26 protein-coding genes are annotated in these 21,072 nt (G+C 42.3%); 1 reads left to right on the top strand and 25 read right to left on the bottom strand.

The features are described from left to right. Nucleotides 1-7 precede the first annotated feature (7 nt). The 9 genes from DRZ93_RS00580 to DRZ93_RS00535 form a co-directional block, all read right to left on the bottom strand. Entirely contained in the window at nt 8-835 is an 828-nt protein-coding gene (locus DRZ93_RS00580) for a phage tail protein I (protein WP_172457976.1), read from the bottom strand. Next, nucleotides 832-1,962 (bottom strand): baseplate assembly protein, encoded by a 1,131-nt coding sequence (locus DRZ93_RS00575; protein WP_113745485.1) that lies wholly within the window; start codon nt 1,960-1,962, stop codon nt 832-834. The genes DRZ93_RS00580 and DRZ93_RS00575 overlap by 4 nt, the downstream gene beginning before the upstream one ends. Next, nucleotides 1,952-2,281: a GPW/gp25 family protein gene (locus DRZ93_RS00570; protein ID WP_113745484.1), complete on the bottom strand. Its 330-nt coding sequence runs from the start codon at nt 2,279-2,281 to the stop codon at nt 1,952-1,954. Before DRZ93_RS00570 ends, DRZ93_RS00575 begins: the two co-directional genes overlap by 11 nt. After that, nucleotides 2,278-2,736, bottom strand: a complete 459-nt coding sequence (locus tag DRZ93_RS00565; protein WP_113744231.1) for a phage tail protein — start codon at nt 2,734-2,736, stop codon at nt 2,278-2,280. Before DRZ93_RS00565 ends, DRZ93_RS00570 begins: the two co-directional genes overlap by 4 nt. Before the next feature lie 581 nt (nt 2,737-3,317). Continuing rightward, nucleotides 3,318-4,433 (bottom strand): DUF6402 family protein, encoded by a 1,116-nt coding sequence (locus DRZ93_RS00555; RefSeq protein WP_113744229.1) that lies wholly within the window; start codon nt 4,431-4,433, stop codon nt 3,318-3,320. Between the two features lie 28 nt (nt 4,434-4,461). Beyond that, the gene (locus DRZ93_RS00550; RefSeq protein ID WP_113744228.1) at nt 4,462-4,950 is read right to left on the bottom strand and encodes a Panacea domain-containing protein; all 489 of its coding nucleotides are present in this window, start codon (nt 4,948-4,950) and stop codon (nt 4,462-4,464) included. Between the two features lie 98 nt (nt 4,951-5,048). Continuing rightward, nucleotides 5,049-5,624: a phage baseplate assembly protein V gene (locus tag DRZ93_RS00545; RefSeq protein ID WP_113744227.1), complete on the bottom strand. Its 576-nt coding sequence runs from the start codon at nt 5,622-5,624 to the stop codon at nt 5,049-5,051. Continuing rightward, entirely contained in the window at nt 5,614-6,507 is an 894-nt protein-coding gene (locus DRZ93_RS00540) for a phage late control D family protein (RefSeq protein WP_172457975.1), read from the bottom strand. The genes DRZ93_RS00545 and DRZ93_RS00540 overlap by 11 nt, the downstream gene beginning before the upstream one ends. A 230-nt stretch (nt 6,508-6,737) precedes the next feature. Continuing rightward, complete coding sequence (locus tag DRZ93_RS00535; protein ID WP_113745085.1) at nt 6,738-6,953, bottom strand: tail protein X; 216 nt, start codon at nt 6,951-6,953, stop codon at nt 6,738-6,740. Between the two features lie 71 nt (nt 6,954-7,024). Here DRZ93_RS00535 and DRZ93_RS00530 point away from each other — a divergent pair, with 71 nt between their 5' ends. Then, nucleotides 7,025-7,285 carry a hypothetical protein gene (locus DRZ93_RS00530; protein WP_113744225.1) on the top strand — a complete coding sequence of 87 codons (261 nt, stop codon included), beginning with the start codon at nt 7,025-7,027 and terminating at the stop codon, nt 7,283-7,285. A 14-nt stretch (nt 7,286-7,299) separates the two neighbouring features. Here the strand turns inward: DRZ93_RS00530 and DRZ93_RS00525 are convergent, their stop codons facing one another. The 16 genes from DRZ93_RS00525 to DRZ93_RS00450 form a co-directional block, all read right to left on the bottom strand. Continuing rightward, complete coding sequence (locus DRZ93_RS00525; protein WP_113745483.1) at nt 7,300-9,795, bottom strand: phage tail tape measure protein; 2,496 nt, start codon at nt 9,793-9,795, stop codon at nt 7,300-7,302. A gap of 172 nt (nt 9,796-9,967) precedes the next feature. Continuing rightward, nucleotides 9,968-10,312 carry a phage tail assembly protein gene (locus DRZ93_RS00520; RefSeq protein ID WP_113744223.1) on the bottom strand — a complete coding sequence of 115 codons (345 nt, stop codon included), beginning with the start codon at nt 10,310-10,312 and terminating at the stop codon, nt 9,968-9,970. A 5-nt stretch (nt 10,313-10,317) separates the two neighbouring features. Next, complete coding sequence (locus DRZ93_RS00515) at nt 10,318-10,842, bottom strand: phage major tail tube protein (protein ID WP_113745482.1); 525 nt, start codon at nt 10,840-10,842, stop codon at nt 10,318-10,320. 11 nt (nt 10,843-10,853) lie between these two features. After that, on the bottom strand, nt 10,854-12,335 hold the full coding sequence (locus DRZ93_RS00510; protein WP_113745481.1) for a phage tail sheath family protein: 1,482 nt from the start codon (nt 12,333-12,335) through the stop codon (nt 10,854-10,856). A gap of 10 nt (nt 12,336-12,345) precedes the next feature. Beyond that, nucleotides 12,346-12,633: a hypothetical protein gene (locus DRZ93_RS00505; RefSeq protein WP_113744220.1), complete on the bottom strand. Its 288-nt coding sequence runs from the start codon at nt 12,631-12,633 to the stop codon at nt 12,346-12,348. A gap of 19 nt (nt 12,634-12,652) precedes the next feature. Next, complete coding sequence (locus DRZ93_RS00500; protein ID WP_113745480.1) at nt 12,653-13,171, bottom strand: hypothetical protein; 519 nt, start codon at nt 13,169-13,171, stop codon at nt 12,653-12,655. Further along, the gene (locus tag DRZ93_RS00495) at nt 13,168-13,722 is read right to left on the bottom strand and encodes a phage tail protein (protein WP_113744218.1); all 555 of its coding nucleotides are present in this window, start codon (nt 13,720-13,722) and stop codon (nt 13,168-13,170) included. Before DRZ93_RS00495 ends, DRZ93_RS00500 begins: the two co-directional genes overlap by 4 nt. Nucleotides 13,723-13,756: 34 nt before the next feature. After that, nucleotides 13,757-14,080 carry a hypothetical protein gene (locus DRZ93_RS00490; RefSeq protein WP_113744217.1) on the bottom strand — a complete coding sequence of 108 codons (324 nt, stop codon included), beginning with the start codon at nt 14,078-14,080 and terminating at the stop codon, nt 13,757-13,759. A gap of 2 nt (nt 14,081-14,082) precedes the next feature. Further along, nucleotides 14,083-14,346, bottom strand: a complete 264-nt coding sequence (locus DRZ93_RS00485) for a hypothetical protein (protein ID WP_113745479.1) — start codon at nt 14,344-14,346, stop codon at nt 14,083-14,085. Beyond that, nucleotides 14,346-15,404: a major capsid protein gene (locus tag DRZ93_RS00480; protein ID WP_113744215.1), complete on the bottom strand. Its 1,059-nt coding sequence runs from the start codon at nt 15,402-15,404 to the stop codon at nt 14,346-14,348. Before DRZ93_RS00480 ends, DRZ93_RS00485 begins: the two co-directional genes overlap by 1 nt. A 26-nt stretch (nt 15,405-15,430) precedes the next feature. Continuing rightward, entirely contained in the window at nt 15,431-15,802 is a 372-nt protein-coding gene (locus DRZ93_RS00475; protein ID WP_113744214.1) for a hypothetical protein, read from the bottom strand. Nucleotides 15,803-15,816: 14 nt separating this feature from the next. Then, nucleotides 15,817-16,881 (bottom strand): head maturation protease, ClpP-related, encoded by a 1,065-nt coding sequence (locus DRZ93_RS00470; RefSeq protein ID WP_113745478.1) that lies wholly within the window; start codon nt 16,879-16,881, stop codon nt 15,817-15,819. Next, nucleotides 16,878-18,386 carry a phage portal protein gene (locus DRZ93_RS00465; RefSeq protein WP_113745477.1) on the bottom strand — a complete coding sequence of 503 codons (1,509 nt, stop codon included), beginning with the start codon at nt 18,384-18,386 and terminating at the stop codon, nt 16,878-16,880. Before DRZ93_RS00465 ends, DRZ93_RS00470 begins: the two co-directional genes overlap by 4 nt. Continuing rightward, nucleotides 18,387-18,623 carry a DUF6148 family protein gene (locus tag DRZ93_RS00460; protein WP_113744211.1) on the bottom strand — a complete coding sequence of 79 codons (237 nt, stop codon included), beginning with the start codon at nt 18,621-18,623 and terminating at the stop codon, nt 18,387-18,389. Next, nucleotides 18,616-20,436, bottom strand: a complete 1,821-nt coding sequence (locus DRZ93_RS00455) for a phage terminase large subunit family protein (protein ID WP_113745476.1) — start codon at nt 20,434-20,436, stop codon at nt 18,616-18,618. The genes DRZ93_RS00460 and DRZ93_RS00455 overlap by 8 nt, the downstream gene beginning before the upstream one ends. Continuing rightward, on the bottom strand, nt 20,433-20,978 hold the full coding sequence (locus tag DRZ93_RS00450; RefSeq protein WP_113744209.1) for a hypothetical protein: 546 nt from the start codon (nt 20,976-20,978) through the stop codon (nt 20,433-20,435). The genes DRZ93_RS00455 and DRZ93_RS00450 overlap by 4 nt, the downstream gene beginning before the upstream one ends. Nucleotides 20,979-21,072 lie beyond the last annotated feature (94 nt).

Genomic DNA, 21,072 nt, shown 5'->3' with positions numbered 1-21,072 from the left:
AAAGCTATTAAATTCGGTTGAAGGAAAGAGGTCTTATACCGTCACTTAAGGTTAAGGACACGCCAAGTTTTGCGCTCTCTTTGGCCTTTGGTGTAAGTCTTGTATATGTTAGGGCTCTTGCGCTTGCACTTATGGTCACTGTTTTATCTGTAGCACAGCCATAAGGCACACCCACATATTGTGAGATACGGGCAAAAGTTAAAGGTCTTGATGCAGCAGCTGCGTATATATTAGATGCCACATCTGCATTTTCTGTAATGGTCTGTGATATGCGTCCATAAACCAAAGGCCTTGATGAGCCACCTACAAAGATATCATCCTGAAATTTTTGAATAACAGAAATTGTATATTGCGATCTTACCGGCTTGGTGGCATTGATGCTTCTTTTTATATCATATATAAGCTCTTCATCTGCTATGCCCTCAATTTCATTCTGATCAATGCTGATATTAAAAGTATGGGGCGCTGTTGGTGGCTCTCTTGCAAACCATTCTGTAATGTAGCCTGCGCTGCCTAAACCCTTGATAGCATTTTTAACGGCACTTACTGTGCCCATGCGTGTCTTTTCACTAATTAGCGCCTTAAGAGATGATCTTTTTATGTGTAGTGGCCATGAATCACGCCACACCTCAGCGTCCCACTGCATTGCCAAATGGTCCAAAACATCTGAGGGCAGATAGTCAATCTTATATAAGAGCATGCCATCATCTGTGTGAGCGCTTATCTCTTTTAGCTGGCTGTCCAAAGCCTCTGCGCTGTCTACTACCTTCTTATCCTTTGTAATAGATGAAGGCAGAATAGAGCGCATCAGTGAAGATGTATTTATTTTTTTCATTGATCTTCTATGCCTCCGTATGTGAGATTGACAGCAGATGCAAGGCATTGAGCCACTTCTGACTGCTGCACAACTTTATATTCAGGCTCTGTAATCACAATGCGCTTTGCTCCTGCTTTTCTGACATATTCAATCAAGACATCAGGATTAATATCAGCACCTATCTTACTTTGTTGCCAAAGCCTGTAATCTTCTACTGCTTTGGTGACCTGCTCTTTTACTTGATTGATACGGTTTATATCGTCTTTGGATAAATACCAAGTGGCTGTAATCTGATAATTAACAGATGTAGGAGCACTGACCATAAGCTTATCTGTGAGAGGTCTTATTGTGTCTGCATTTAAATACGCTGTAAGTGCTTCTAAAAATTCTGTCTGCGGCAGCTCTCCATTGGTCAAAAGTGGATGAATGTAGACATTGCCAGGGTGATCTTCAAGTCCGTATATTTTTGCATCTATGATAGCCGTGCTATAGCTTAAGGTATGGTACTCATATGCCTTAGCCGGTCCTGCCACTGAAAACGATGCTGGGGCTAGCTTGATGCGCATTGCATAGCGCTCATCATCTTCCCTATCACCTGCGCCAGATGTGGCTGTGATATTCTCAACTTTGGTAATTGAAGGCAGAGGATCTACAAGCTGATTTATCTTGCCCACAGGTATGTTATTGCCAATCTCGCCAAGCTCAAGGGCAGTGGCTGAAATCTCGGCCGTGGTCTCAGGTGGCATTATTTCATATATGCTGTCAGTGGCAAATGTAAATACACCATTGGTTACTCTTGTACCCTTTGGAATTGTATAAACACCGTCCTGCGCTTGGTTGAGCGTGAATTTAAGTGTAGTCTGCGCTCCTGTAGCTTCTATTCTTGTCGTATTAACAAATGCGCCCAGGTGGTCAAGGCGCTCACCTGATGCGTATGACAGTAAATTCTGCTTGGCGCCAAGGTCAAAGGCGTTACGCTGCTTAATGATAATGGCAGCTAAGGACAAAAGAAAAAGCCTTACAGGGTCAGAAGGGGCCAGAGCTCTATCTGTGATCCTCTCATACTCTGCAATTATTTCATCTGTGACCCTTTGTGAGTCCACTTCTAAAAAGTTTATATCAGGTAAATTAAATCTAGCGCTCATTCTCTGCCTCTATCTCTATAGTTACAATTGGCAGCAGTCTGCCGTCCATGACATCATCTGCCCCTTGTTTGAAATCTATGCTTTTAACTCTAGCCCTTGGCTCATATGTCTTAACAGCGTCAATGATTGAAACTCTGCACTGCATCTGCGCCATTGGTGCAGGATCGTCAATAAAGGAGCTATCAATTCCAAAATCTCTATTAAGTGGCACTGTGCCCTTTACCGTGCTTATAATGGTCTGCACGTTCTGTACAATCTCGGCCACTTCTGATGAGGGATTTAAGTCAATGTCTGTCAGAGTTGATACAAGCAGCTTCATGAAATCACCTCTTTGACCTTGTTAACGATTTCATTTAAAAGATTAAATCCACCAACTTCACGCAAGTGCAGCGTGACCTCAGCAAAGGTGCAGATGCCAATACCTGTAAAATGCTTTCTGTTTTCGTCATAACTTTCTAGAACAAACTCGCCCATATAATCAGGGCCAAGGATAAGTTTCTGCGCCTGCCCACTCTCTAAGATGTTCTTTAAAACGTCAAAGTAAAGCATAGGCACTGCATTGTGATCCTGCGATAGTGTAATAGTAAAGGACACAGTAGATAAGGATTTGCCTACATATTCATTTATAGGCATAGCTCCAATTACATCATGCTGTGCATACCTGGCAGAGCGATTGACCTGCACATCTTTAAAGGTTAGCACCTGTAGACTTGAGCATGTAAATAAGACAGCCTTAAGGCCGTTGCCAAAGTAGCCTAATACGCCTAAGCTCATATTAAACCTCACAAAATAAAAACCCTCTAAGAGTTGTCTCGTAGAGGGGATTATTAATCTTAAAAGATTGTATAATTTTCTTGATAGTAGGCAAGTATTTACAATTGCCTTTCTATTATCATTTATTAACGTGATTAGAGTGTTTATTATGAATCCTTATTAATAGAATAACTGAATATATAAATAAAATGATTGACCAATAAGGACTATAAAACAGCACAAAAAAGTGTAAACCAATCCACGCTGAAAAATGCATAATAAAAGGGATTATCAAGTGTTTTATGGTTCCTGTTATAATGTATGGCATATAGATAGATATGTATGCTAGTTCTAATAAAAGTAAGAGAATAAAAAAATAACAACCGTTACCGATTCTGTCCACATCAATATCCTTAAGCAACAGAAATGGGATGACAAATTTTACAGCGGCTTCAACCGCATGATCTAAGGATAATGTCCCATAAGAATATAGAAACTTAAATGTATCGCATAGAAAAATTAAAAGAAAAGAAAGACTTACTGCTTTTATAAATCTGTAAAAATATTTTCCAATTATTTTAAAAATCACTTTTTCTACTCTTTTATGAAAGCTCTATAACTATTGGCTCAATTTCTTTACAGTAGTGTATTTTTGAAAGCACCCAAAAATCTTGACCAATGTTATATCTGTCTCTAAATTCTCTAAAATCACTATTGAAGAGAACTTTATAGCTTGTATTTAATGGAAGCGGTGAAAAATCTAATTCTGCTTTACTCCAGCTTAACAAAGTATCATAACCTTCAAATTGAAATCTATCATCTACATATGTAAAGGTTTTGTTTATTGTTATACGCCTAAGACCTGTCTGTTTATCAACTTCAACAGAGCCTTCAGATAATACGCGAATTGTATGATTTGCTAAACATGCTCCCATTCCATCAATTGAGGTATCTTTCTCAACTTCAATAAAATCGTAATAGTAGTCCTCCCTTTTATAGTAGTCTTTTGAGACCATGTTATAGTAACCGCCAGAATCCCATACTCCTATCTTTTTTAGGGTTTCTTTAAAAGCTAATAGTTTTTTATCTGTAGCAAATAAATTCTCTAATAACTTTTTATAAGCGATTTTAAATTCCTCATATAACATAAACCATTCCCAATCCATAGACAGAATGAAAATTGGAGCTTTTTTATTTTTAATATCTGAAACATTAAATGTATATTTATTATTGGCCAACCATTTTGCAAGCATCTTAGAAAGCTCAAGCCAGCCTTTTTGATCTTTTTCTAATAATGTATCCTTTAAGGCCTCATGTCTTGCTATTTGTGGGGTGTAAAATATAACCTCATCTACCTCAGACAAATTGTTTACATTGTCTATGTAGTTATTGGTACTCTTTACAAAATTGACTATATCATCAGGGCCTAAAGAGTCCACCGTCACTGTAGGACTGCCTGATGCTACAAAGCCACCAATTGAGACAGCATCACCTACACGACCTACAGGCTTGCCGTTTACAAATACTGTAGAGCTACCTGATGCGATTACATCAGAGTGAGGATCGTGCACGTCACAGCCATGAGGTGCATAGGTACTGCCCACAACGCCTACAGGCTTGCCGTCTATTAGCACATTGCTTTCACCCCCTACAAGCGATGAAGGAGGGCAGTCATCATGGCCTGTGCAAGTATCTCCTTGTCTTGTTATTGCTGGCATAAGCTCTCCATATTAAATTTATTAATAACTAGCTATTTAACTTTTCTTTGTAGTAATTGCAGATAGTTTTATTATCTATTGTTTCAAGTCCTTGCTGTGCTGTTGTATACCATGGGGACCCCTCGTAATAAGTAATATTAGACAACTGTATGGCTGTGTAATTTTTATACACCTCCCATACGTCTTTTAAAAACGGCATTATTTCAGTTGGATTTTTTAAAAATGGAGTTTCTTTTTTAAAAATATATCCATGCTCAACCTTTTCAAGAGAATAGGAAAAGCCTATAGAGGTTATATTATTAGAACCATAATCTCTAAATCTGTGGTATAAAGAAGGAATAACAGGCCCCCATTTACATACTTTAAAAGACTCTTCTATTAAAGCTTTGCTAGTATTAGCCATATACCAACCATGAGCAAAAAACACTAACTTTTGAAGCTTCATATTTGTTACTTCAATGTTTTCAGCAAGTGCAAAGTTTATAAAAGCATTTGCAACTGCAAGAGCTTTTTCCATTTTTGATATCTCTCACGACATTAGACAATTAATTGCAATATATCACAGCTGTTACAGATACAAACAAGGTTTTTATTAAAGTCTTGGTTTTGCAGATTTTAATTTACTGTCACACTTGGCGCACTAAGGACAATCGTAGAGTTACCGCCAACTACCACGCTATTACCAGTGATGTTTACAGTATTTGATGCCTGTATGTTAATGTCTGTTGATTTTAAATTTATTGTCTTTGGTGTTGTGACATCAACTGTCTGCCTATCTGCATGGATCTTTGTGCCCTCAATAACAATATCAAGCTCATGTGTTTTTCTATTGTAAGTCACAGTTGTATCATCATTAAATTTAACCATCCTTATATCAGGGTCGGTGGCGGGTGGCTTTACATCACCTGCATAGAAAGAGCCAAGAATAAAACCATCTTCTATGCCGTCAGGGCGAAACAGACAGACCGCATCTTCACCAATATCAGGCATGTGGTAATTATGGTTTTTCAAAGTATTAGGGCACAGAATTGGTAAATCGTATGAGGTGCAATTGTCATCTTCAGGAAACACCACCCTGGCGGTATGTCTGAATGGGTCAATAGATGTAATCTCGCCCACCCTTATCACCATAGATAAGAGGTGCTTTAATTCTTCATAGCCATCATTCCTTAATAGAGCACTAATACTCATTGTTTACTCTCCTAACTTCTATATCTGTCACATAGCCTGAATTGCTCACGTTGTGAGTTGCTTTCTCAATGATGAAGTTGCCGTCAAAGGAGCCAAAGCCACTAAGAGCAACCACAGCCCCTGCGTATAAAAGAGGATTGCCCACCAAGGTCAGTGAACCTGTAGTCTGTCTCTGATTGAGCTCTCTTAGCTTAGCCTTGGCCAGTCTTTGCGCTTCTGCTAAAGAGGTGCAACGCTTTTTTAAAACATATACCTGCCCTGATGGATCTACTGTTTCATCGGTGTAGGTGTAGTCAATGTATTCAGCTTTAAGCGCTGTATTACCTTTCTTGACCTCTTGAGGCTTGTGCTCCCATGAAAGATCCACTTTACCGTTCTGGCTTTGAGCTTCCTGCGCAGTTCTAAAAGCCACTGTAGCTGTAGATGTATCTTTGCCTTTTTTCTTGAAGTCTCTCCATTTAATACGACATGCTCTGTATCTCTCTGCCTGCTGTGCATTGAATGACCACCTAAGGACAGGAGACATCCCCAGGGCATAAGTCGCTATAGGATCTTTTTTCTCATAGCTTTTTTGATCAAACATGATGAGCTGTTCTGAATTGACCTTAAGGCTTAGGCCTGCCTCTTTGCAAATACGCTCAAGAAACTTAAGATCAGTTTCATCTTTTTGATCAATTCTGTCGTATGTAGGATTCTCTTGACTGTCAAAGAACAACTTGAGCTTGTTATCTGTCGCTATTGTATTGGCAATGGTTTTCAAGTCTAGGTTTTCAAAGTTTCTTGTCTTGGCGGTCTTGCGCACAGTGTTCTCCAAGGGCACAGAGATAGCCTGCATGTCAAATGTGCGTGGAGCTCCCTGGGCTGATAGACTGTTTATAATCATCAGCCCTGTCTCTAAGCTATACCCTTGGTTAGTGCTTAACATGCATCGTACCTTGGCTCCTCTGTCAGGAGACCAAGATCCTGCCCATTTGCCTTGCTCATCTTTTAATGTGATGCTTACACTGTCACATTCATCTGAGCAATTATCTTCATAAGAGAAAGATAAGAGGTCAGCGTTTATCTCTTGTGTGATGTCTGTGCTTTCATATATCACACTTACAAGCGTTTTTATTACTTTACTCTTTTCCATGGTGGCAACTGCTCGCTGTTAGTTGAGGGGCTAGGATTAACATCAGGAATATTGAGCTCAATTCCACTAGAGAAAATTAAAATATCTCTGTGCTTAAAATTAAGCTCAATCAATTGGTGCATTTGAAACTCACTACCAAGCTGCGCCTTGGCTATGATGTCCCATGTGTCGCCTTGTTTTGTGACATAGCTTCTCATTTATAAACACCCTTTTTGATTTTTTATTCTATAATTTATCCATAGAGCCTTGCACTTAAGAAGAGGTTAAAATGAAAACTCTAATTACCTTTTATAATTTAATTAAAGCGCTTTGTCTTGCAGTTGTTGCTGTTGTTGAGATTGGTTTTCAATTAATAGTAGGGGCTCTAGTTATTGGGTTCATAGTTGGTATATTTGTAGTTATTTTATCCCCTTTTATAGAGCCTTCTACTTCTATAATTACAATCTCTGCTGTACTTGTTTTATTGTTTACTGCAGCGTGCTTTAAGGCATATTTATTTCTCAAAGACGATACTCAGTTAAAGCAATAAATGGCACAGTATATTTAATAAGCTATCTGCCCACTGCCACGCATCAACTTCTCAAGCTCTTTCTTAAGATTAATTGAGCCCACATTTAACGCTTCATTTACCTGTCCCTTGACGTTCTGATCGCCTTGTATGTTGATAGTTGGCGCAAAGGTCACGGTTATAGGAGCGTTGTTAGTGGTGTTGGTTGTGGTGCTAGAAGTGCCAAGCATGGAGCCTAGCTTTGACAGTGGCATCACAGCTTCACTCTCTGCACCTTCTCCTATCATTGCAAGGGTCGGCTTTGAGACAATACCACCGTTTGCAAGTGCAGGGATTGAAGTTGCAGAGGTGACACTTGGCTGTGATGCTGTGGCATTCACATTGACATTGGCATCATCACCAAAGCCAAAGAAGCTTTTTACAGAATTAACAGCATTGCCAAAGGCGCCCTTGACCTGCTCCACCTTGTCAGTCACATAGTTGATAGGTCCCTCGGCTATACCTTTGAGCGCATCAAACATGGCTTTAAAGATGTTCTTAACATTAGCCCATGCTTCACCCCATTTGCCTGTAAACACATTGACAATAAAGCCAAGCATGTTGGACAGCACAGTTTTAACATAGTTAATGTACTGACCAATAGCCGTGGCCACGGTCTTAACCACCGATGCCATAGCTGGGAATTTCTGCTCAAAAGTTGCCCACAGCTCTACAGCCTTAGCTTGAATTGTGTCCCAGTGTTTATATAACAGATAACCAACGCCAATAAGGGCAGTAATAGCAGTTATCACGAGGCCTATAGGGTTGGCCAGCATGGCCATATTGACCAACAGCATAGCTTTTTTAAGCATCACAAAGATGTTAATTAAACTGATGATAGGCTTTAACATCAGGCCAAAGGCTAACTGCGCCGCGCCTATTGCTGCTATAAGAGCCAAGAAAATAGCCACGCCTGTGCCAATAGTTTTGACTAGTTCTTTATTATTTTCTATCCACGCTATATAAGGTTGTGACATTTCTATAGCTGCACCCAAAAGCTCATTAATAGCTGGTAAAAAAACTGAACCTATCGTAGCCGATATAATTGTGACAAGATTATTCAGAATACCTAGCTGATTTGATGTTGTTGCTGCTCTGGCCTCGTACTCCTTTTGCATAGATCCTAAATAGTTGAGCTCATTAGCTGCCAATTCAAAGGGCTTACTTAATATATGCCCCTGTTCTGCCATTGTCATTACAGCTTTCTTAAGCCCAGCCTCGTTACCAAATATCTGACCTACAACACTGTTCTTTTCATCTGCTGATAACTTATTAATGCGTTTAAAGACTTCTTCAATGGCGTATTGTGCCTCTGCTCCGCCTGTAGTTAAAGCCTTGGCCATCTTCTGTGGGCTAAGCCCTAACTTCTCAAAACCCTTTAACTGTGTATTAGTGGCGTTAGAGCCTGCCATAAGGGCATTGATAAAGCTTGACTGTGCTGTAGCAGCTACCTCTGCACTTCCTGATGCCGATAAAAAAGCACCAGATAGGGCAACAATCTGCGATGTGGTGAGCTTAGTAGATGCTGCAACCATACCACCTGAACGCTCTAGCACTTCAAGAGTTTCTTTACCTCCAGCTGTGGTATTGTTGGCTATTGCATTAACAAGATCAAAGGCCTTGATTGTATCTTCCATGTTGCCAGCGATCTGATTTTTAATAGCTGCAAAACTTGAGCCCACTTGATCACCTGTCATTGTAAGTGCGATCATGGCTTTAGCTGCTGTCTGCGTATATGTCTCAATCTGTTTGGCGTCATTGGCATCTAAGATGTTTGACTGCATAGCATTGGCCTGTAAAGCCACCATCTCTTCTGTAGAAACAGCCATTTTGGTGGCCATTTCCTTGTTCTTTTTCATGACTTCATCAGAGATGTCAGTGTACTTTCTAAGCTCGGCAGTCTGATCTTCTATATCCATTGCAGCTTTTATCGGCATGCCAAATGCAGCTGCTGTCATGGCTGTAGCTTTGGCTATGTTACCTAATCCTTTGGCCTGCATTGACTCTGCCTTCTCGGCCAGGGCCTGCGCCTTCTGTGTCTGCGCTTCTATGTTGGCCTTGGCTTGCAGTCTCTTATTAAGGGCATCGGATTTAGCCTCTAAGTCTTTAAGACTTTTACCTGTGGCATTGGCCTCGGCTTTGAGCTGAGACAGTTTATTCTTGCCATCTGTGTAGGCCTTCTCTGCCCTATTCATGGCGTTAACAGCGTTTAAAAGCTCGGCTCTTAGCTCCTTGTGACCACTCTTGGCACTCTGTAACTGCTTTTCAAGTGCTTTGACCTTGGCCTTGGCTTCATCGTAGGCATAGTAAGCCTTCTTTGTTGCCTGCGCCTGCGCCAAGATCTTATCAAGGGCCAGCTTATGTGAAGCAATAGAATTAAACGAATGATTTAACTTATCCACATGCTTAATTGCATTGCTTGCGCTCTTAATAAATGAGCCCTCAAGCTTGCCTTTAAGCTGCATTGCAATTTCATAAACCTTTGAGCTCATTTCTTTTTCAATTCCTTAGTGTATAAAATAAAATTCTCTGTGCATTCAAATACGTCAAGTATAGGCATATGGCACATATCAGAGTACGGAGTCTTTATCTGAATAGATAAGAACAGTAAATTCTTAAAATACTCTTTTAGATATTTCTCAATACTCTGATCGCTTAGATTGCCTATACCGAATCGGTGAAAAAATTTTGTAAGGTCCCACTTAGGGCTATATAGTCCTTAAAGGGCAGTCCATTGAAAAATTCAAGTGGCAGATGGGACAGTTCACACATTGCAAAGTCAATAAACTCATTGTTAATAATTGCAGTCACTAACATGCGATCCATGACAAGGCTTTGCGCATCAGTCTGTTTCCTTAATGCTATGTACTTGCGATAGAGCTGCTTAAACTGCCCACCCGTAAAGTTATCATCAATATTAAAGGTCACAGAGGTGTATTCCTGGCCCTCAAAGGTGTAAGGGCGTGAAAGAGAGGCAGTGAGCCCCTCTTTAGTAGTAGATATGGACATTCTTTTTAAAATCCTAAATTAGCTCGTACATTTTCAAGAAGATCATTCTCACCAATGACACACTTAAAGTTAAGCTTGTCAATCTCAAGCACCTGCTTGCCATCAACTTCAATCTTGATATAAGGAGTCTCTAACTCAATTGAAGTGTCAGTCTTGGCACCTGGCTCAAAGCTTCCAAGGCTCATAGTCTTTGGCAAAGTCTTGAGTACAATTTTAATGCCTTGAGTCTTATGAGTACTGACCTCAGCCATATCAAGTGCCTGCTGTGCAGATCGCAGTGTCAGGGTGTTGCCCTTGGTTGAAAGCAAAACAATGGCATCAGCTTGAATAGCATTGAAATTAAGAGTTGTTGACATGGCGCCAAAATGACCTGTCACAGGTGTTTCAATCTCACCTGCAAGACCTGCACCGGTTAAAGTCTCAGTCATATATGCAAGCTCGGGCAGTTCTGCTGTTGCAACGCCTAAAAGCTCGCCCTGCTCTGAATATACGTTGTAATTAATTGTCTTATCTGGATATTTGTTTGCCATATATCACCTCCTTAATTAAATAAGGTCTCGTAGTAAGTTGGATCAATCTCTAAGTCAAAGCTCAGCTCTCGTGCTGGTGATGGAGGGGTTATAAATATCTTGAAGTGATATTTGCCGTCCATTAGCTCTGTAACAGGGTTGTCTTCCTTTCTAAACTCAATACGACCACCTAGCAGCTGCTGTCTTGCAGTAAAAGCATTGAGCCATACATTTAAAGAGTCAACAATGGTATCTATAAGGCGTCTATTCCCAGGCTCATCTACCTTCTGCCACATTGTGGTTACTACTGTGTTTGCAATAAAGAAGAACATGCGCTTTACAGGGATAAAGGCATCCTTTGGGTCGGTATTGGCTGGATAACATGAAGTGCGATTGCCCCATATCTTCCATCCACCACTAAAATTCAGAGCTGCGACAATGCCCTCACCATTTAAGTAGTTAGCCTCTTCATTGCCAAGCACCACTTCAGAGCCATCTTCAAGACAAAGACCTGTGCCCTCAAAATTCTTATTTGAAGGAGACACATAAGGCACGCCGTCACGCTCGCCATCTGTTCTTGCAAGCACGCCAATGAGGTGGGTTGATGATGCGTATCTTGTGCCTGTCATTTCAATCTGTGGCCATGTAACAGCTACATTAGGATCTACTATGTTGTTCTTGTTCTTCCAATTTGGCACATCACTGTATTTCTTGGTGGTCTTGGTATCAGCATCAACTATGGCCATAGCATTAAAGACGGTGTTTATGTTAAGAGCCTTTGCGCCCATAATTGCCGCCACTTCAGGATCTGCTGAATAATGTGGAGAGGCCACAAGGGTCGGTATAATTCTTAAACGTGGATATACTTCACTGATAAGCTCAAGACCGGTCTTCTTGCCCTCAGGTGTCACACCTCCGATGATCTCTTTTTTGGTGACTGCTGAAGGATCTAACTTCTCAACGGTAATAGTCAGCTCCTGCTTTGCAAGCTTGAAGTTGCCGTCACTCCCTTCAGGAAGGGCAGAGATAACAAGATAGCCGTCATCATCAAAGGCTGTAACATAATCAGTGCCCTCTGCATAAAAGCCTGTATCAGGTTTTGAAATTTTGAGAGTTGAGACAACGCAGCCAAACTCCTGAATTACTGCCTGCCCCTTGGCGTCAATTGTAATAGCTGTGGTATCAGCTGTCTTCTTGTGCTTGGCAGGATCTAAAACATTGACCAATACAATTGGCGTATTGCCGTAGAAGTTGAAGGTAGAGTAAATAAACTCAGATAAGTTGTATTTAAAGCTCTTCTTGCCGTTGCCGTCATCTGTGGCATTTTCAACACCAAAGTACTGCACAGCCTCTTTGTATGAGTATACAAGCTTTGGCTCATTGACACTTGGCTCTTGTGCCATGTTAATTGGTGCAATGCCTACAACAAAAGGCACAGCAGATAATACTTCTGTGGTTGGTATAAGTGAGGTCGGTGTTTCAGATGTATAGACACCGTGCTTATATGCTGCCATTTTTTAGCTCCTAGTTAAAAGATGAATTTATCTGATATAAAGCTGAGGTTTTATCATGTAGATCAGCAACTGCATGGCGCATAATGCTGACATGAACAAATAAAGCTTTATATATTGGTGATTTTTCTAGCTCTGCCCTGATATGTTCAGGAATAGCTATATATTCTGTGTATACCGTGTACGTTTTAAGCCCCAGGCGTGGAACATTTTTACCAATGTACACAATTGAATTATCCTGATGCTCTGCACTTTCAGGACGTGCGACAGCCTCAGGGCCTTTGCTCTGATTTTTTGTCATGTTTACCTCTGACTAGATTTTAAATTGTTGAGAAATTTTGAGGGCATGGGGCATACCAACTCCATGAGGTTATTATTGATGCATTATGAAAAGGGTGCTTGTTTTCTTCAAAGGTTGACCATGTAAATGGCAGTGAAAGCTCAAACTTATTATCAAGCATGTAGTTTTCAAGCTGAGACAGGCCGTTAATAATACGCCTTAACATATTCATCAGTGCCCTGTTATCTTCCTGCGAATAAACACCAATATCAAACTGTGCTCTACAGGTGCAGTACTCTCTATCAACACTTCCATCTAATAAAAAGATAGAGACATAAGGAAACACAGAGCTCTCCTGCTTGGCAGAGGGCACAAAGCCATTGTATATATTGACCTTAACCGCCTGCTCTTTGTCCTGCATCTCTGCCTTTAAAGGCCTTACAGTTCTAAGACTGCCAAGGTATGGCTCCCTGTCTGTGCCAGGCCTGTCCTGATTGATGTCGTTTAGCGTTTTTTCAAGAAAAGTCTGCAAACTCTCTATTAAATAAAACTCTGTCATTTGTCATACCCTTTTAATGAAACATCAATCTCATGCATGATGCGTTTATTGAATGTATCAGTCATGCCTCGCTCAATGCGCTCAATACTTTCCTTACTGCCTATCATCTGAGGGACAGATGGGCCATACATAGATTGAATTGGCAGTCTCTTTTTACCTTCTCTTTTATAAATACGCCCCTGCCACACAAAACCACGATCCACACTAAAGCGCTTGCCTTTGGTGAATGAAACAAACACCTGTCTGCGCTTGTTGCCTGTAGTATCGCCATGAGGTCTGTGCATAAAGTGTGAGGCATTTAACTGCGTGCCCCTTGATTTGATTTCGCCTGTAAGGGTGTTTTTATCTGACTTAACGACAGATAAGGTCTGTCTTATATCTGTAGCTTTTAAAGTGTAGCGCTCTTTTACTACCCTCACTATCTGAGTGCGGGCGCCCTGCATGGTGCGATTGATAGCACGGCTTATTGCACTCTCGGCCCCTCTGGGGATTTGAGATAACAACAGCTTTGCATTCTCAATAGCTTTGTCGTCAATTTTTACTGAAAACATAGAAGGCGCCCTCAAAGCGCTATAGCTTTACAAACTAACGTGACTGATTTTCTACAGCAATAATGGCATCACAGCCCTGCTCAATCCTTAAGCCTTTGCAGGTGTAGCTGTATCCATCAAGCTCAAAATCCTCATCAACAAGTGGCAGGCGTGACAGCGACCCTTGCGGTATAAAGATCGTTATAGCATTAACAAATACAGCCTGCATTGACTCGGTTTTAATGGCTACCTCATCAAGGGCATTGGAATCAATGATCGCATTGACCTCTTGCCCGTTAATGCTGTGAATGTCTGCAAACTCGGACAGATTGATAAAGGTGTCAATGTCTAAGGCTAACTGCTGCTTAAAATCAATCATGTTTATTTTCTCTTTATTGTTTTACCTTTGCCCTCACCACCAAGATCAGGCATCTGCATAACATCATCAATATCAGCATCAGCCTCTAAAGAAGGATCTGCCTTTTCCTGTGTCTCCTCGGTCTTTGGTGGAAGTGGTTCGGCATTGCCTATTTTCTCAAGATACCCATCTTTGATAAGGGCAGGTACAGTTTCAAACTCGTACTCTGCTCCTTGCTCATAATAGGCACTCTCAAAAATAAAGTTTTTAAGTGCTCTGTATTTCATTAGGATAATACCTTCATAACATGGAACGCATAAGGCTCATTAACAATCATCAGAGGATGTGAAATCATCTGCACCACTCGGCCTGCCGGTGTATCACGCTGTACCCATGAATTGGCAACTCGTGAACCCTCAACAAAGCGAATGTTATTATTCTCATCAATGATATCTACAATGCCGTAGGCTCGTGTGGTCATAGCGCCATCAGATGCTAAGAAGGCAATATTGTCAGGCACAAGTGGTGTGTTTGTTCCTGCATCGTCCACAAAGGTCTCGGTGTAGGCGTAGATATCAAGATGAGGATATAACAGAGTACCGATGTACTGCACTCCATTGGCCTGTACTTTGGCAGGCTCAATGTGTCCTAGATTTATACGGCGTGGGTCAAGTGAGCCGTCCTTGACTAAGAAATTCATCAGGACTTTTAGAACCTTGCGACCTACGATCAGCTTGTTGGCAGTACGACCAGATAACTCGCCCACCTTGTCCACACATGCTACAAGATCATCAAATGGTGTGGCATTAGGCTGGTCCCACTTGGTTGCAATGTCGGTTTCAGGCTTCTTGGCATTGTCCCACATGGTGAGCACATCGTTCACGCCCTCGCCCTTCATCTCAATCTTACCTGTAAACAGTGCCTGCGCTGCCATCCATTCCTCACGGCGTGTAATCTGCTTATCAAGCTGTTTAAGATTGTCAGCTACAATGGCATTCATACGCTGTGCAGGATTGAACTGACTGTAAATAGTCTCACCTGGGGCACGGGTAAAAGCCTCATCAGCTGTAGTAATCATCATAGGGGCAATTCGTGCAGGCTGATATGATTTGGTTGAATAGCCATCTCTGTATGAGAAGGTGCCACCGGTATAACGATGAACAAACGGTGCAAGCTTGCGCTTATCAGGGCCAATAATATCAATATCAACCTCTTTGGTCATAAAGGTCTTTGTTGTTGGGAAAAATGTATCTCGCAAAAAGGTGTGCTCTCTTGGCATCTGCTGAACAACACCTAGGAGAGTTCTAAAATCATAAAGTGAAACATTTCCTGTCTGAGTTGACATAGTTTATACCTCGTCTGTTTAAATCTTTACTTGGTTGGTTTGTTGAAAATGATGCCTACATTACGGGCTGACAGATAAAAGTCTGCAACCTTGCCACTATCGCCAGGTGTGCCCATGGATAAAGCCTCTTCATTGAAGGCGCCTGACAGATAAATGCGGGCATATACCTTGGAGCTTGTAGCATCCACATCTTCAGCCAGAATGCCATAGACCACATCAGCCTTAAGCTTGCATGCCTTCACGGTCTTGGTTGCTGCGTCATAGGTTACAAGACAGCCACGCTTGAGCTTGTTCTCACCCTGTGCCACCTCATTGTGGGTGTACTTGACCCAGTCTCTAGGTCCTGCAAGCAGTTTGTCGTACTCAACGTTGCCTAAATCTCTTGATAGTTCTGCCATTTTGAAAACTCCTTTTACATGTTCTCTAAAATTGATTTAATCATTGCATTGCGCTGTGTTTCTGCTGAGGTCATTACATCATCCTGAACTCCTGCCACTTCCTGAAGGGCAGATGCATCAGACTGCAGGGCGCTTGCCTGCTCATCAAGCTGCTGCTTTTGAGCCTTTAAGATATTGAAGGCGCATGATTTGGCATCCTCAAAGGTTTCATACTTGGCCTTGTTGATAAGTGACTCATGCTGTTTAGATGACATGGCATCAAGCTCTTTAATGCGCTCACGCTCAGCGCTCTGTCCTTTGGCAAAGGCTTCATCTGCAATAGCTCTGCAAAAGTCAGGATATGCTTTAATCATCTGAGCTACATCTGTGAAAGTGACGGCGCTCTTAGTTTCTGTAACAGTGAGGTTCTTGTCCTCGGTCTTTACTTCTTCATTCATGGTGATTTCGTCCTCTTGGTGACATTGAAAAAATTCTTGTAATTTGCAATAGGTAGCACAGCTAAAATCAAGACCACCTATTGAAAGCTTATTATTGTCAATGCTTGCGTTTACTGACTTGGTACCGTCCACCTTATCAGCAAAGCCAAGCTCCACAGCTTCATCAGCTGTAAGCCATGTCTCTTCACTCATCATTTTTATAAGCTGTGGTACAGGAAGATTGGTTTTTTCTGCATACAGCTGAGCAATGCTTTGTGTAAGCTTATCTAATCTATCTGCCGTCTTCTTTAAATCATCCTTTGCCCCCTGCATTGTGATCCATGGTTCGTGGATCATAAACATTGAGCCCTTTTGCATAGTGACATGGGCATTCTTGGCAGAGGTGATCAAAGTGGCAGCACTTGCAGCTAAACCCGTGACGCTTATCCTCGGCTGTATCTCCAATGATTCTAAAAAGGTTTTAATTGCAAGCCCCTCATTTGTGGATCCGCCTGGGCTGTTAATCACAACATTGAGGGCACGTGCTGTATCGTATTGAGATAATTCAAAGACAGTATTAGAATCCCCTTCTTTAAAAAAATGGGCGCCCTCTATGGCGCCACTGATATAAAGCGTATTGCTTTTCTTGTTAAATGAAATCATTCTTCATCCTCATTTTTATTTACAGGTGGTAACTCTCCCTGCTGTGGCGTGATTGCTTTTAGTGCTTCACTCTCAGCTGTGAGCTGATTGGCAATAACTTCAAAGGACAGACCTGTAAGCTCTGCTGCTTCTTTCTCTCGTGTTGAAAGTCCATTGTTGATTCTTACAACTGCTGCATTTGCTTCTTTAAGTGGATCTAATTGGCCTTGTGCATCGCCAGACCATTCGGCACGTGACCATGCCTTCTTATATGATAAATCGCTAAAAAAGTTAGGAGCACTGATGCGTCCTAGTGATACAGCCTCTGCAAGCCATTCTTCATATACAGCCTGACAGAAAGAATCGCACAGCCATTGACGGCGCATTCTGAATGCCTTCCAAGCCTCTAAAAGAGATGCACGGCTGGCGCTGTAGGATGCTGTAAAGTTCTTAACTAAAAGCTCATAAGGCAGCTCAAGTGCTGCACCTATCTGACGGCAGACAGCCTGCACAAACCCACCAAACTCGGGGTTAGGCCTACCCGGTGATCCAAAGGTGACGTTCTCCCCCTCTTGCAGGTACACCATAGAGCCATTTCCCATGCTTATCTCATTGCGCTCTTTGTCTCTGTCTCCTAAATCGTTAAAAGGAGATTGCAGACCGTCTGCGCTTTGAGTTGTTACAAAGCCTGTAAACAATCCACTGATGACGGCAGCAGTTAGCTCTGCATTGGTAAAGCGCTCTAACTGCTTTAATGCTTCCATAACAGGGGCAAGCAGTGGCACGCCTCGGCGCTGCGCCGGTCTTTCATAGTCAGGCATGATGTGCAATATATTGCGCCTGCCTGTCTTGGCACCAAATGCCGGCACCCTCTTCCATTCCTGCTGTTTGCCCATAAGATAAAAAGAACCATTAGGGTGATACTTGGCAATGTGGTAGGCCACAGGCTCGCCATAAGTGCCAAGCTCAATGCCCTGCATGATATCCACATTTGGATTAATCAGGCTGTCAGTGGGATTGCACACTCTGTCACTTTCAATGATGTATACCTTTAAGGAATATGGATTATCAGGCCTTTTTATATATGGCATGGCCACAAAGCAGTCGCCAGACATAAGGGCAGAGGCTAAAACCAAGCCCTGCATCTGATAGAAATTCATCGTGCGCCCTGCATCACATGCAGAGGATTCAGCCCATAGAGCCCATTCACGCTGTGTATTTTTCTCCCACTCCTTGGCGTCCTCAGGTGTCAGCCCTAATTTTTCATGATCAATATGAGCATTAAGGGCAAGGCCTGAACCTACGACATTGGTCCTTATGGTCTTTATCGCACCTGTGGCCAATGGCGTGCTCATGTAAAGATCTCTTGAGCGTGCTCTTAGTGTGTCAAGGTTCTGTGTTATGTCCTCATCTGCGCTTAGGGCTGATGTGCTCCATGAGGCTAAAGACTTCCTGGCATAGGATGCGCCAGAGCGTGCATACGATTTATCAAGCCGTATGGGCTTGCCGTGTGTATCTAGTATCATTTAACGATCCTCGCAGATTGCTCTGATAATACGGCGGCCTTTCCCTCCGTTTTCAAGAGAATTAAGTTTGCCCTGCCAATAATCTAGCTGTTCTCTTACTTCTTTAAGATTGGCACGTGTCAGAGTGCGCGATCCTATTTTATAGCTTTGTCCTGTTGCTATTGCTGCCTCGGCATCAAGCCACATCTTTATTCTTTCTTTTGCAAATTCAATTGTTATTCCATTAAACTCAGTCATTTTCATTTCCTTGCAGTGATCTGGCTATTGATTCAAAGTCAGGATTTAAAGCTTCCATTGCTGCACGTGCATAGACAGCACAGTCAAGCGCTTCGTTTCGCTCTCTTAGCTTTACCCACTCCATTTTTACGGCGCCTGTATCTTTATTCTTTTTAGGTCTTTGCACCTCAGCTGTAAGCTGTTTAAAGAACTCCTCATCAACGCAGTTCTCGCCTTTTGGAAAATGCATGTACATAGGCCCTGTAGTTTCAAGATCAAGGCATGAGGTCACAATGCTCTTGCCTGCATCTACACCCAGCACATAAAGGAGCGCTTTAAAGTTGCCCTGTCTTGAAGGTCGGTTGATAAAAGGTTTGTTTTCACCACCCTGGCCTTTAATTGCAACAACCCTGTAGCGCTCTCTTTGCCGTGTGTATTTATAAACTGTCTCTGTCATGACGCCGTCACCTGAGTCAATGAAAGTGGCAACTAAACGCCGTGGCTGTTTATCCTCATTAAGGAACTTTGAATGCAGAATGATGCCATCAAGCTCCTTCCATACCTCGCCCTCTAAAGGGTTGCCTATAATCTGCCGGTGAGATATGAGCCATGCTTCACGACCCACACCCCAGCCGTATATGGAGATCTCCAAACGGTCACGCTGAACGTCCACTCCTGCTGTAAGGAATAGGACAGAAGAAGAAAAGCCGTCAACAGGATAATACTCACAGCGCTTGTAAAGTTTCTCCCACTTGAGCATGGCTGTCTTGTATTCTTCAAAGGGCAGGCCAAGCCTTAGGTTATAGAAAACTCTTAAAGCTTCTTTATCTCTGTTTCTTGATGCTGTGATAAATTCTGTCACCAAGGTAGAGAGATGTACCCACGGAGACACAAGGGCATTGACGTGATAGCCCCTTATCTTGCTCTTAGCTGTTGGCTCCCATATGCCACTTTCAATCAGAGAAGGTGAGGGCTTGCCTGCGCCTCGTACCTTGGCTTTACAGTTAGGGCAGAAAAGACCTATTGTGTCTTCGTCTACCTCGCCCTTCTCATTCTTGTCCCATCGTACCTGCTCCCATTTCATAACAAAACGTTGCTCGCAGTGAGGGCACATGACTTTGAACTCTCTCTTGTCGGACAGCTCAAACTCTTTGCTTATGGTTGGCTTTGGATCATCTTCATTTTTAATGGTTGGAGTGGATACGCCTATAATTTTTCTATTGCCAAAGTTTGATGTTCTCTGTCTTGCAAGCTTAATAGGGCTACCCTCTGCCGTATTGTTAAATCTGTCTATCTCGTCCATAAGCAGAATTCTGATAGGACGTGATGCAAGCTTTGAGGTTGAGACAGCTCCGATAATGGCCAGATAGCCACCTACGAAGGTTTTATTCAGGACAGTGTTGTTACTCTGTCTTTCAATGCCTTTGGAGTCCTCCACCACAATCTCACGCAGGACAGGTGATGCCTTGATTGTTGGATCTATACGCTCCTTTGAAAAGGCTTTGGCTGTTTCATCAGTTGGCTGAATAAATAGCACAGGACTTGGCTCCTGATGAATGTAGTAGCCCATGATGTTAAGCAGCAGCTCTGACTTGCCTATCTGAGATGCAGCCATAATATAGACCTGCTCCACTCGTCTATCAGTGCAGGCGTCAAGGATTTCAGTTAAATATGGCGTTCTGCTTGATACCCATCTGCCGGGCTCTGGTGATGTAGATGCTGCTACATAACGATAGCGATCGGCCCATTGACTCCCCTTGAGTACAGGCTTAGGCGTAAAGGCTTTAAAGAAAGCCCTTGTAAGCTCTTTTTGTTTTGCGTTTACTGTTTTCATAGGTCAAGCTGCATCTTGGTCATAGCCTCGGCCAAAGCTTCTTCAAGCATGGTCTCTATCTCTCGCTCATTTCTGCCCTCAAGGCGCCCTGCATATCGCTGTGGAATTGCAAGAATTTCCTGCCTTACCTTGATAGCAATGTCCTTGAAGGTGGCTTTAACGGTTTCAATTTCCACAAGCTTGCCCTTTTCTTTATCTAAGGACAGCTGACGCTCTTCCACTTTGTAGATAGTCTCAAGGGCTTTAGCTTTATTGAGTGCCTGCGCAGGGTTTTCTTCTGCCAGGTCAAAGAGCTCATTGAGGTCAGTTTTGTAGGTTCTCTGTTTTGGTTTCTTTGGCTCTGTGGTTTTGGTGATCTTGGTTGGCTTAGTGGTTTCTTCTTTGCTGATAGCTTCCCATTCTTTCATATTGATTGTGGGGCTTAATTGTTTGTTATCATCAGCTGTCAATTTGCCTGCCTGCATTAAGCGTCTGACTTGCGTGTCTGACCTCTTAATAAGCTTGGCAAATGCTCTGACACTGATGCCATCTTGATAAACCATAGGCTAAACCGTTGCATACTTTTTTGAATGACCCTAGAGCGATATTTCGGGGGCTTGTGCATCCGCATCACCAAAACAGTGCAGAAGGACCCAA

It is taken from the genome of Anaerobiospirillum thomasii, assembly GCF_900445255.1.
In the GTDB taxonomy this organism is placed as follows: domain Bacteria; phylum Pseudomonadota; class Gammaproteobacteria; order Enterobacterales; family Succinivibrionaceae; genus Anaerobiospirillum_A; species Anaerobiospirillum_A thomasii.
Note: the sequence above shows the minus strand (reverse complement) of the source record. Positions and strands in the feature narration are given on the sequence as shown.

What these genes read in the sequence shown, in the direction of transcription:
- DRZ93_RS00580 (WP_172457976.1), bottom strand. Translation starts at nt 835, where the DNA reads ATGAAAAAAATAAATACATCTTCACTGATGCGCTCTATTCTGCCTTCA.
- DRZ93_RS00575 (WP_113745485.1), bottom strand. Translation starts at nt 1,962, where the DNA reads ATGAGCGCTAGATTTAATTTACCTGATATAAACTTTTTAGAAGTGGAC.
- DRZ93_RS00570 (WP_113745484.1), bottom strand. Translation starts at nt 2,281, where the DNA reads ATGAAGCTGCTTGTATCAACTCTGACAGACATTGACTTAAATCCCTCA.
- DRZ93_RS00565 (WP_113744231.1), bottom strand. Translation starts at nt 2,736, where the DNA reads ATGAGCTTAGGCGTATTAGGCTACTTTGGCAACGGCCTTAAGGCTGTC.
- DRZ93_RS00555 (WP_113744229.1), bottom strand. Translation starts at nt 4,433, where the DNA reads ATGCCAGCAATAACAAGACAAGGAGATACTTGCACAGGCCATGATGAC.
- DRZ93_RS00550 (WP_113744228.1), bottom strand. Translation starts at nt 4,950, where the DNA reads ATGGAAAAAGCTCTTGCAGTTGCAAATGCTTTTATAAACTTTGCACTT.
- DRZ93_RS00545 (WP_113744227.1), bottom strand. Translation starts at nt 5,624, where the DNA reads ATGAGTATTAGTGCTCTATTAAGGAATGATGGCTATGAAGAATTAAAG.
- DRZ93_RS00540 (WP_172457975.1), bottom strand. Translation starts at nt 6,507, where the DNA reads ATGATTATAAACAGTCTATCAGCCCAGGGAGCTCCACGCACATTTGAC.
- DRZ93_RS00535 (WP_113745085.1), bottom strand. Translation starts at nt 6,953, where the DNA reads ATGAGAAGCTATGTCACAAAACAAGGCGACACATGGGACATCATAGCC.
- DRZ93_RS00530 (WP_113744225.1), top strand. Translation starts at nt 7,025, where the DNA reads ATGAAAACTCTAATTACCTTTTATAATTTAATTAAAGCGCTTTGTCTT.
- DRZ93_RS00525 (WP_113745483.1), bottom strand. Translation starts at nt 9,795, where the DNA reads ATGAGCTCAAAGGTTTATGAAATTGCAATGCAGCTTAAAGGCAAGCTT.
- DRZ93_RS00520 (WP_113744223.1), bottom strand. Translation starts at nt 10,312, where the DNA reads ATGTCCATATCTACTACTAAAGAGGGGCTCACTGCCTCTCTTTCACGC.
- DRZ93_RS00515 (WP_113745482.1), bottom strand. Translation starts at nt 10,842, where the DNA reads ATGGCAAACAAATATCCAGATAAGACAATTAATTACAACGTATATTCA.
- DRZ93_RS00510 (WP_113745481.1), bottom strand. Translation starts at nt 12,335, where the DNA reads ATGGCAGCATATAAGCACGGTGTCTATACATCTGAAACACCGACCTCA.
- DRZ93_RS00505 (WP_113744220.1), bottom strand. Translation starts at nt 12,633, where the DNA reads ATGACAAAAAATCAGAGCAAAGGCCCTGAGGCTGTCGCACGTCCTGAA.
- DRZ93_RS00500 (WP_113745480.1), bottom strand. Translation starts at nt 13,171, where the DNA reads ATGACAGAGTTTTATTTAATAGAGAGTTTGCAGACTTTTCTTGAAAAA.
- DRZ93_RS00495 (WP_113744218.1), bottom strand. Translation starts at nt 13,722, where the DNA reads ATGTTTTCAGTAAAAATTGACGACAAAGCTATTGAGAATGCAAAGCTG.
- DRZ93_RS00490 (WP_113744217.1), bottom strand. Translation starts at nt 14,080, where the DNA reads ATGATTGATTTTAAGCAGCAGTTAGCCTTAGACATTGACACCTTTATC.
- DRZ93_RS00485 (WP_113745479.1), bottom strand. Translation starts at nt 14,346, where the DNA reads ATGAAATACAGAGCACTTAAAAACTTTATTTTTGAGAGTGCCTATTAT.
- DRZ93_RS00480 (WP_113744215.1), bottom strand. Translation starts at nt 15,404, where the DNA reads ATGTCAACTCAGACAGGAAATGTTTCACTTTATGATTTTAGAACTCTC.
- DRZ93_RS00475 (WP_113744214.1), bottom strand. Translation starts at nt 15,802, where the DNA reads ATGGCAGAACTATCAAGAGATTTAGGCAACGTTGAGTACGACAAACTG.
- DRZ93_RS00470 (WP_113745478.1), bottom strand. Translation starts at nt 16,881, where the DNA reads ATGATTTCATTTAACAAGAAAAGCAATACGCTTTATATCAGTGGCGCC.
- DRZ93_RS00465 (WP_113745477.1), bottom strand. Translation starts at nt 18,386, where the DNA reads ATGATACTAGATACACACGGCAAGCCCATACGGCTTGATAAATCGTAT.
- DRZ93_RS00460 (WP_113744211.1), bottom strand. Translation starts at nt 18,623, where the DNA reads ATGACTGAGTTTAATGGAATAACAATTGAATTTGCAAAAGAAAGAATA.
- DRZ93_RS00455 (WP_113745476.1), bottom strand. Translation starts at nt 20,436, where the DNA reads ATGAAAACAGTAAACGCAAAACAAAAAGAGCTTACAAGGGCTTTCTTT.
- DRZ93_RS00450 (WP_113744209.1), bottom strand. Translation starts at nt 20,978, where the DNA reads ATGGTTTATCAAGATGGCATCAGTGTCAGAGCATTTGCCAAGCTTATT.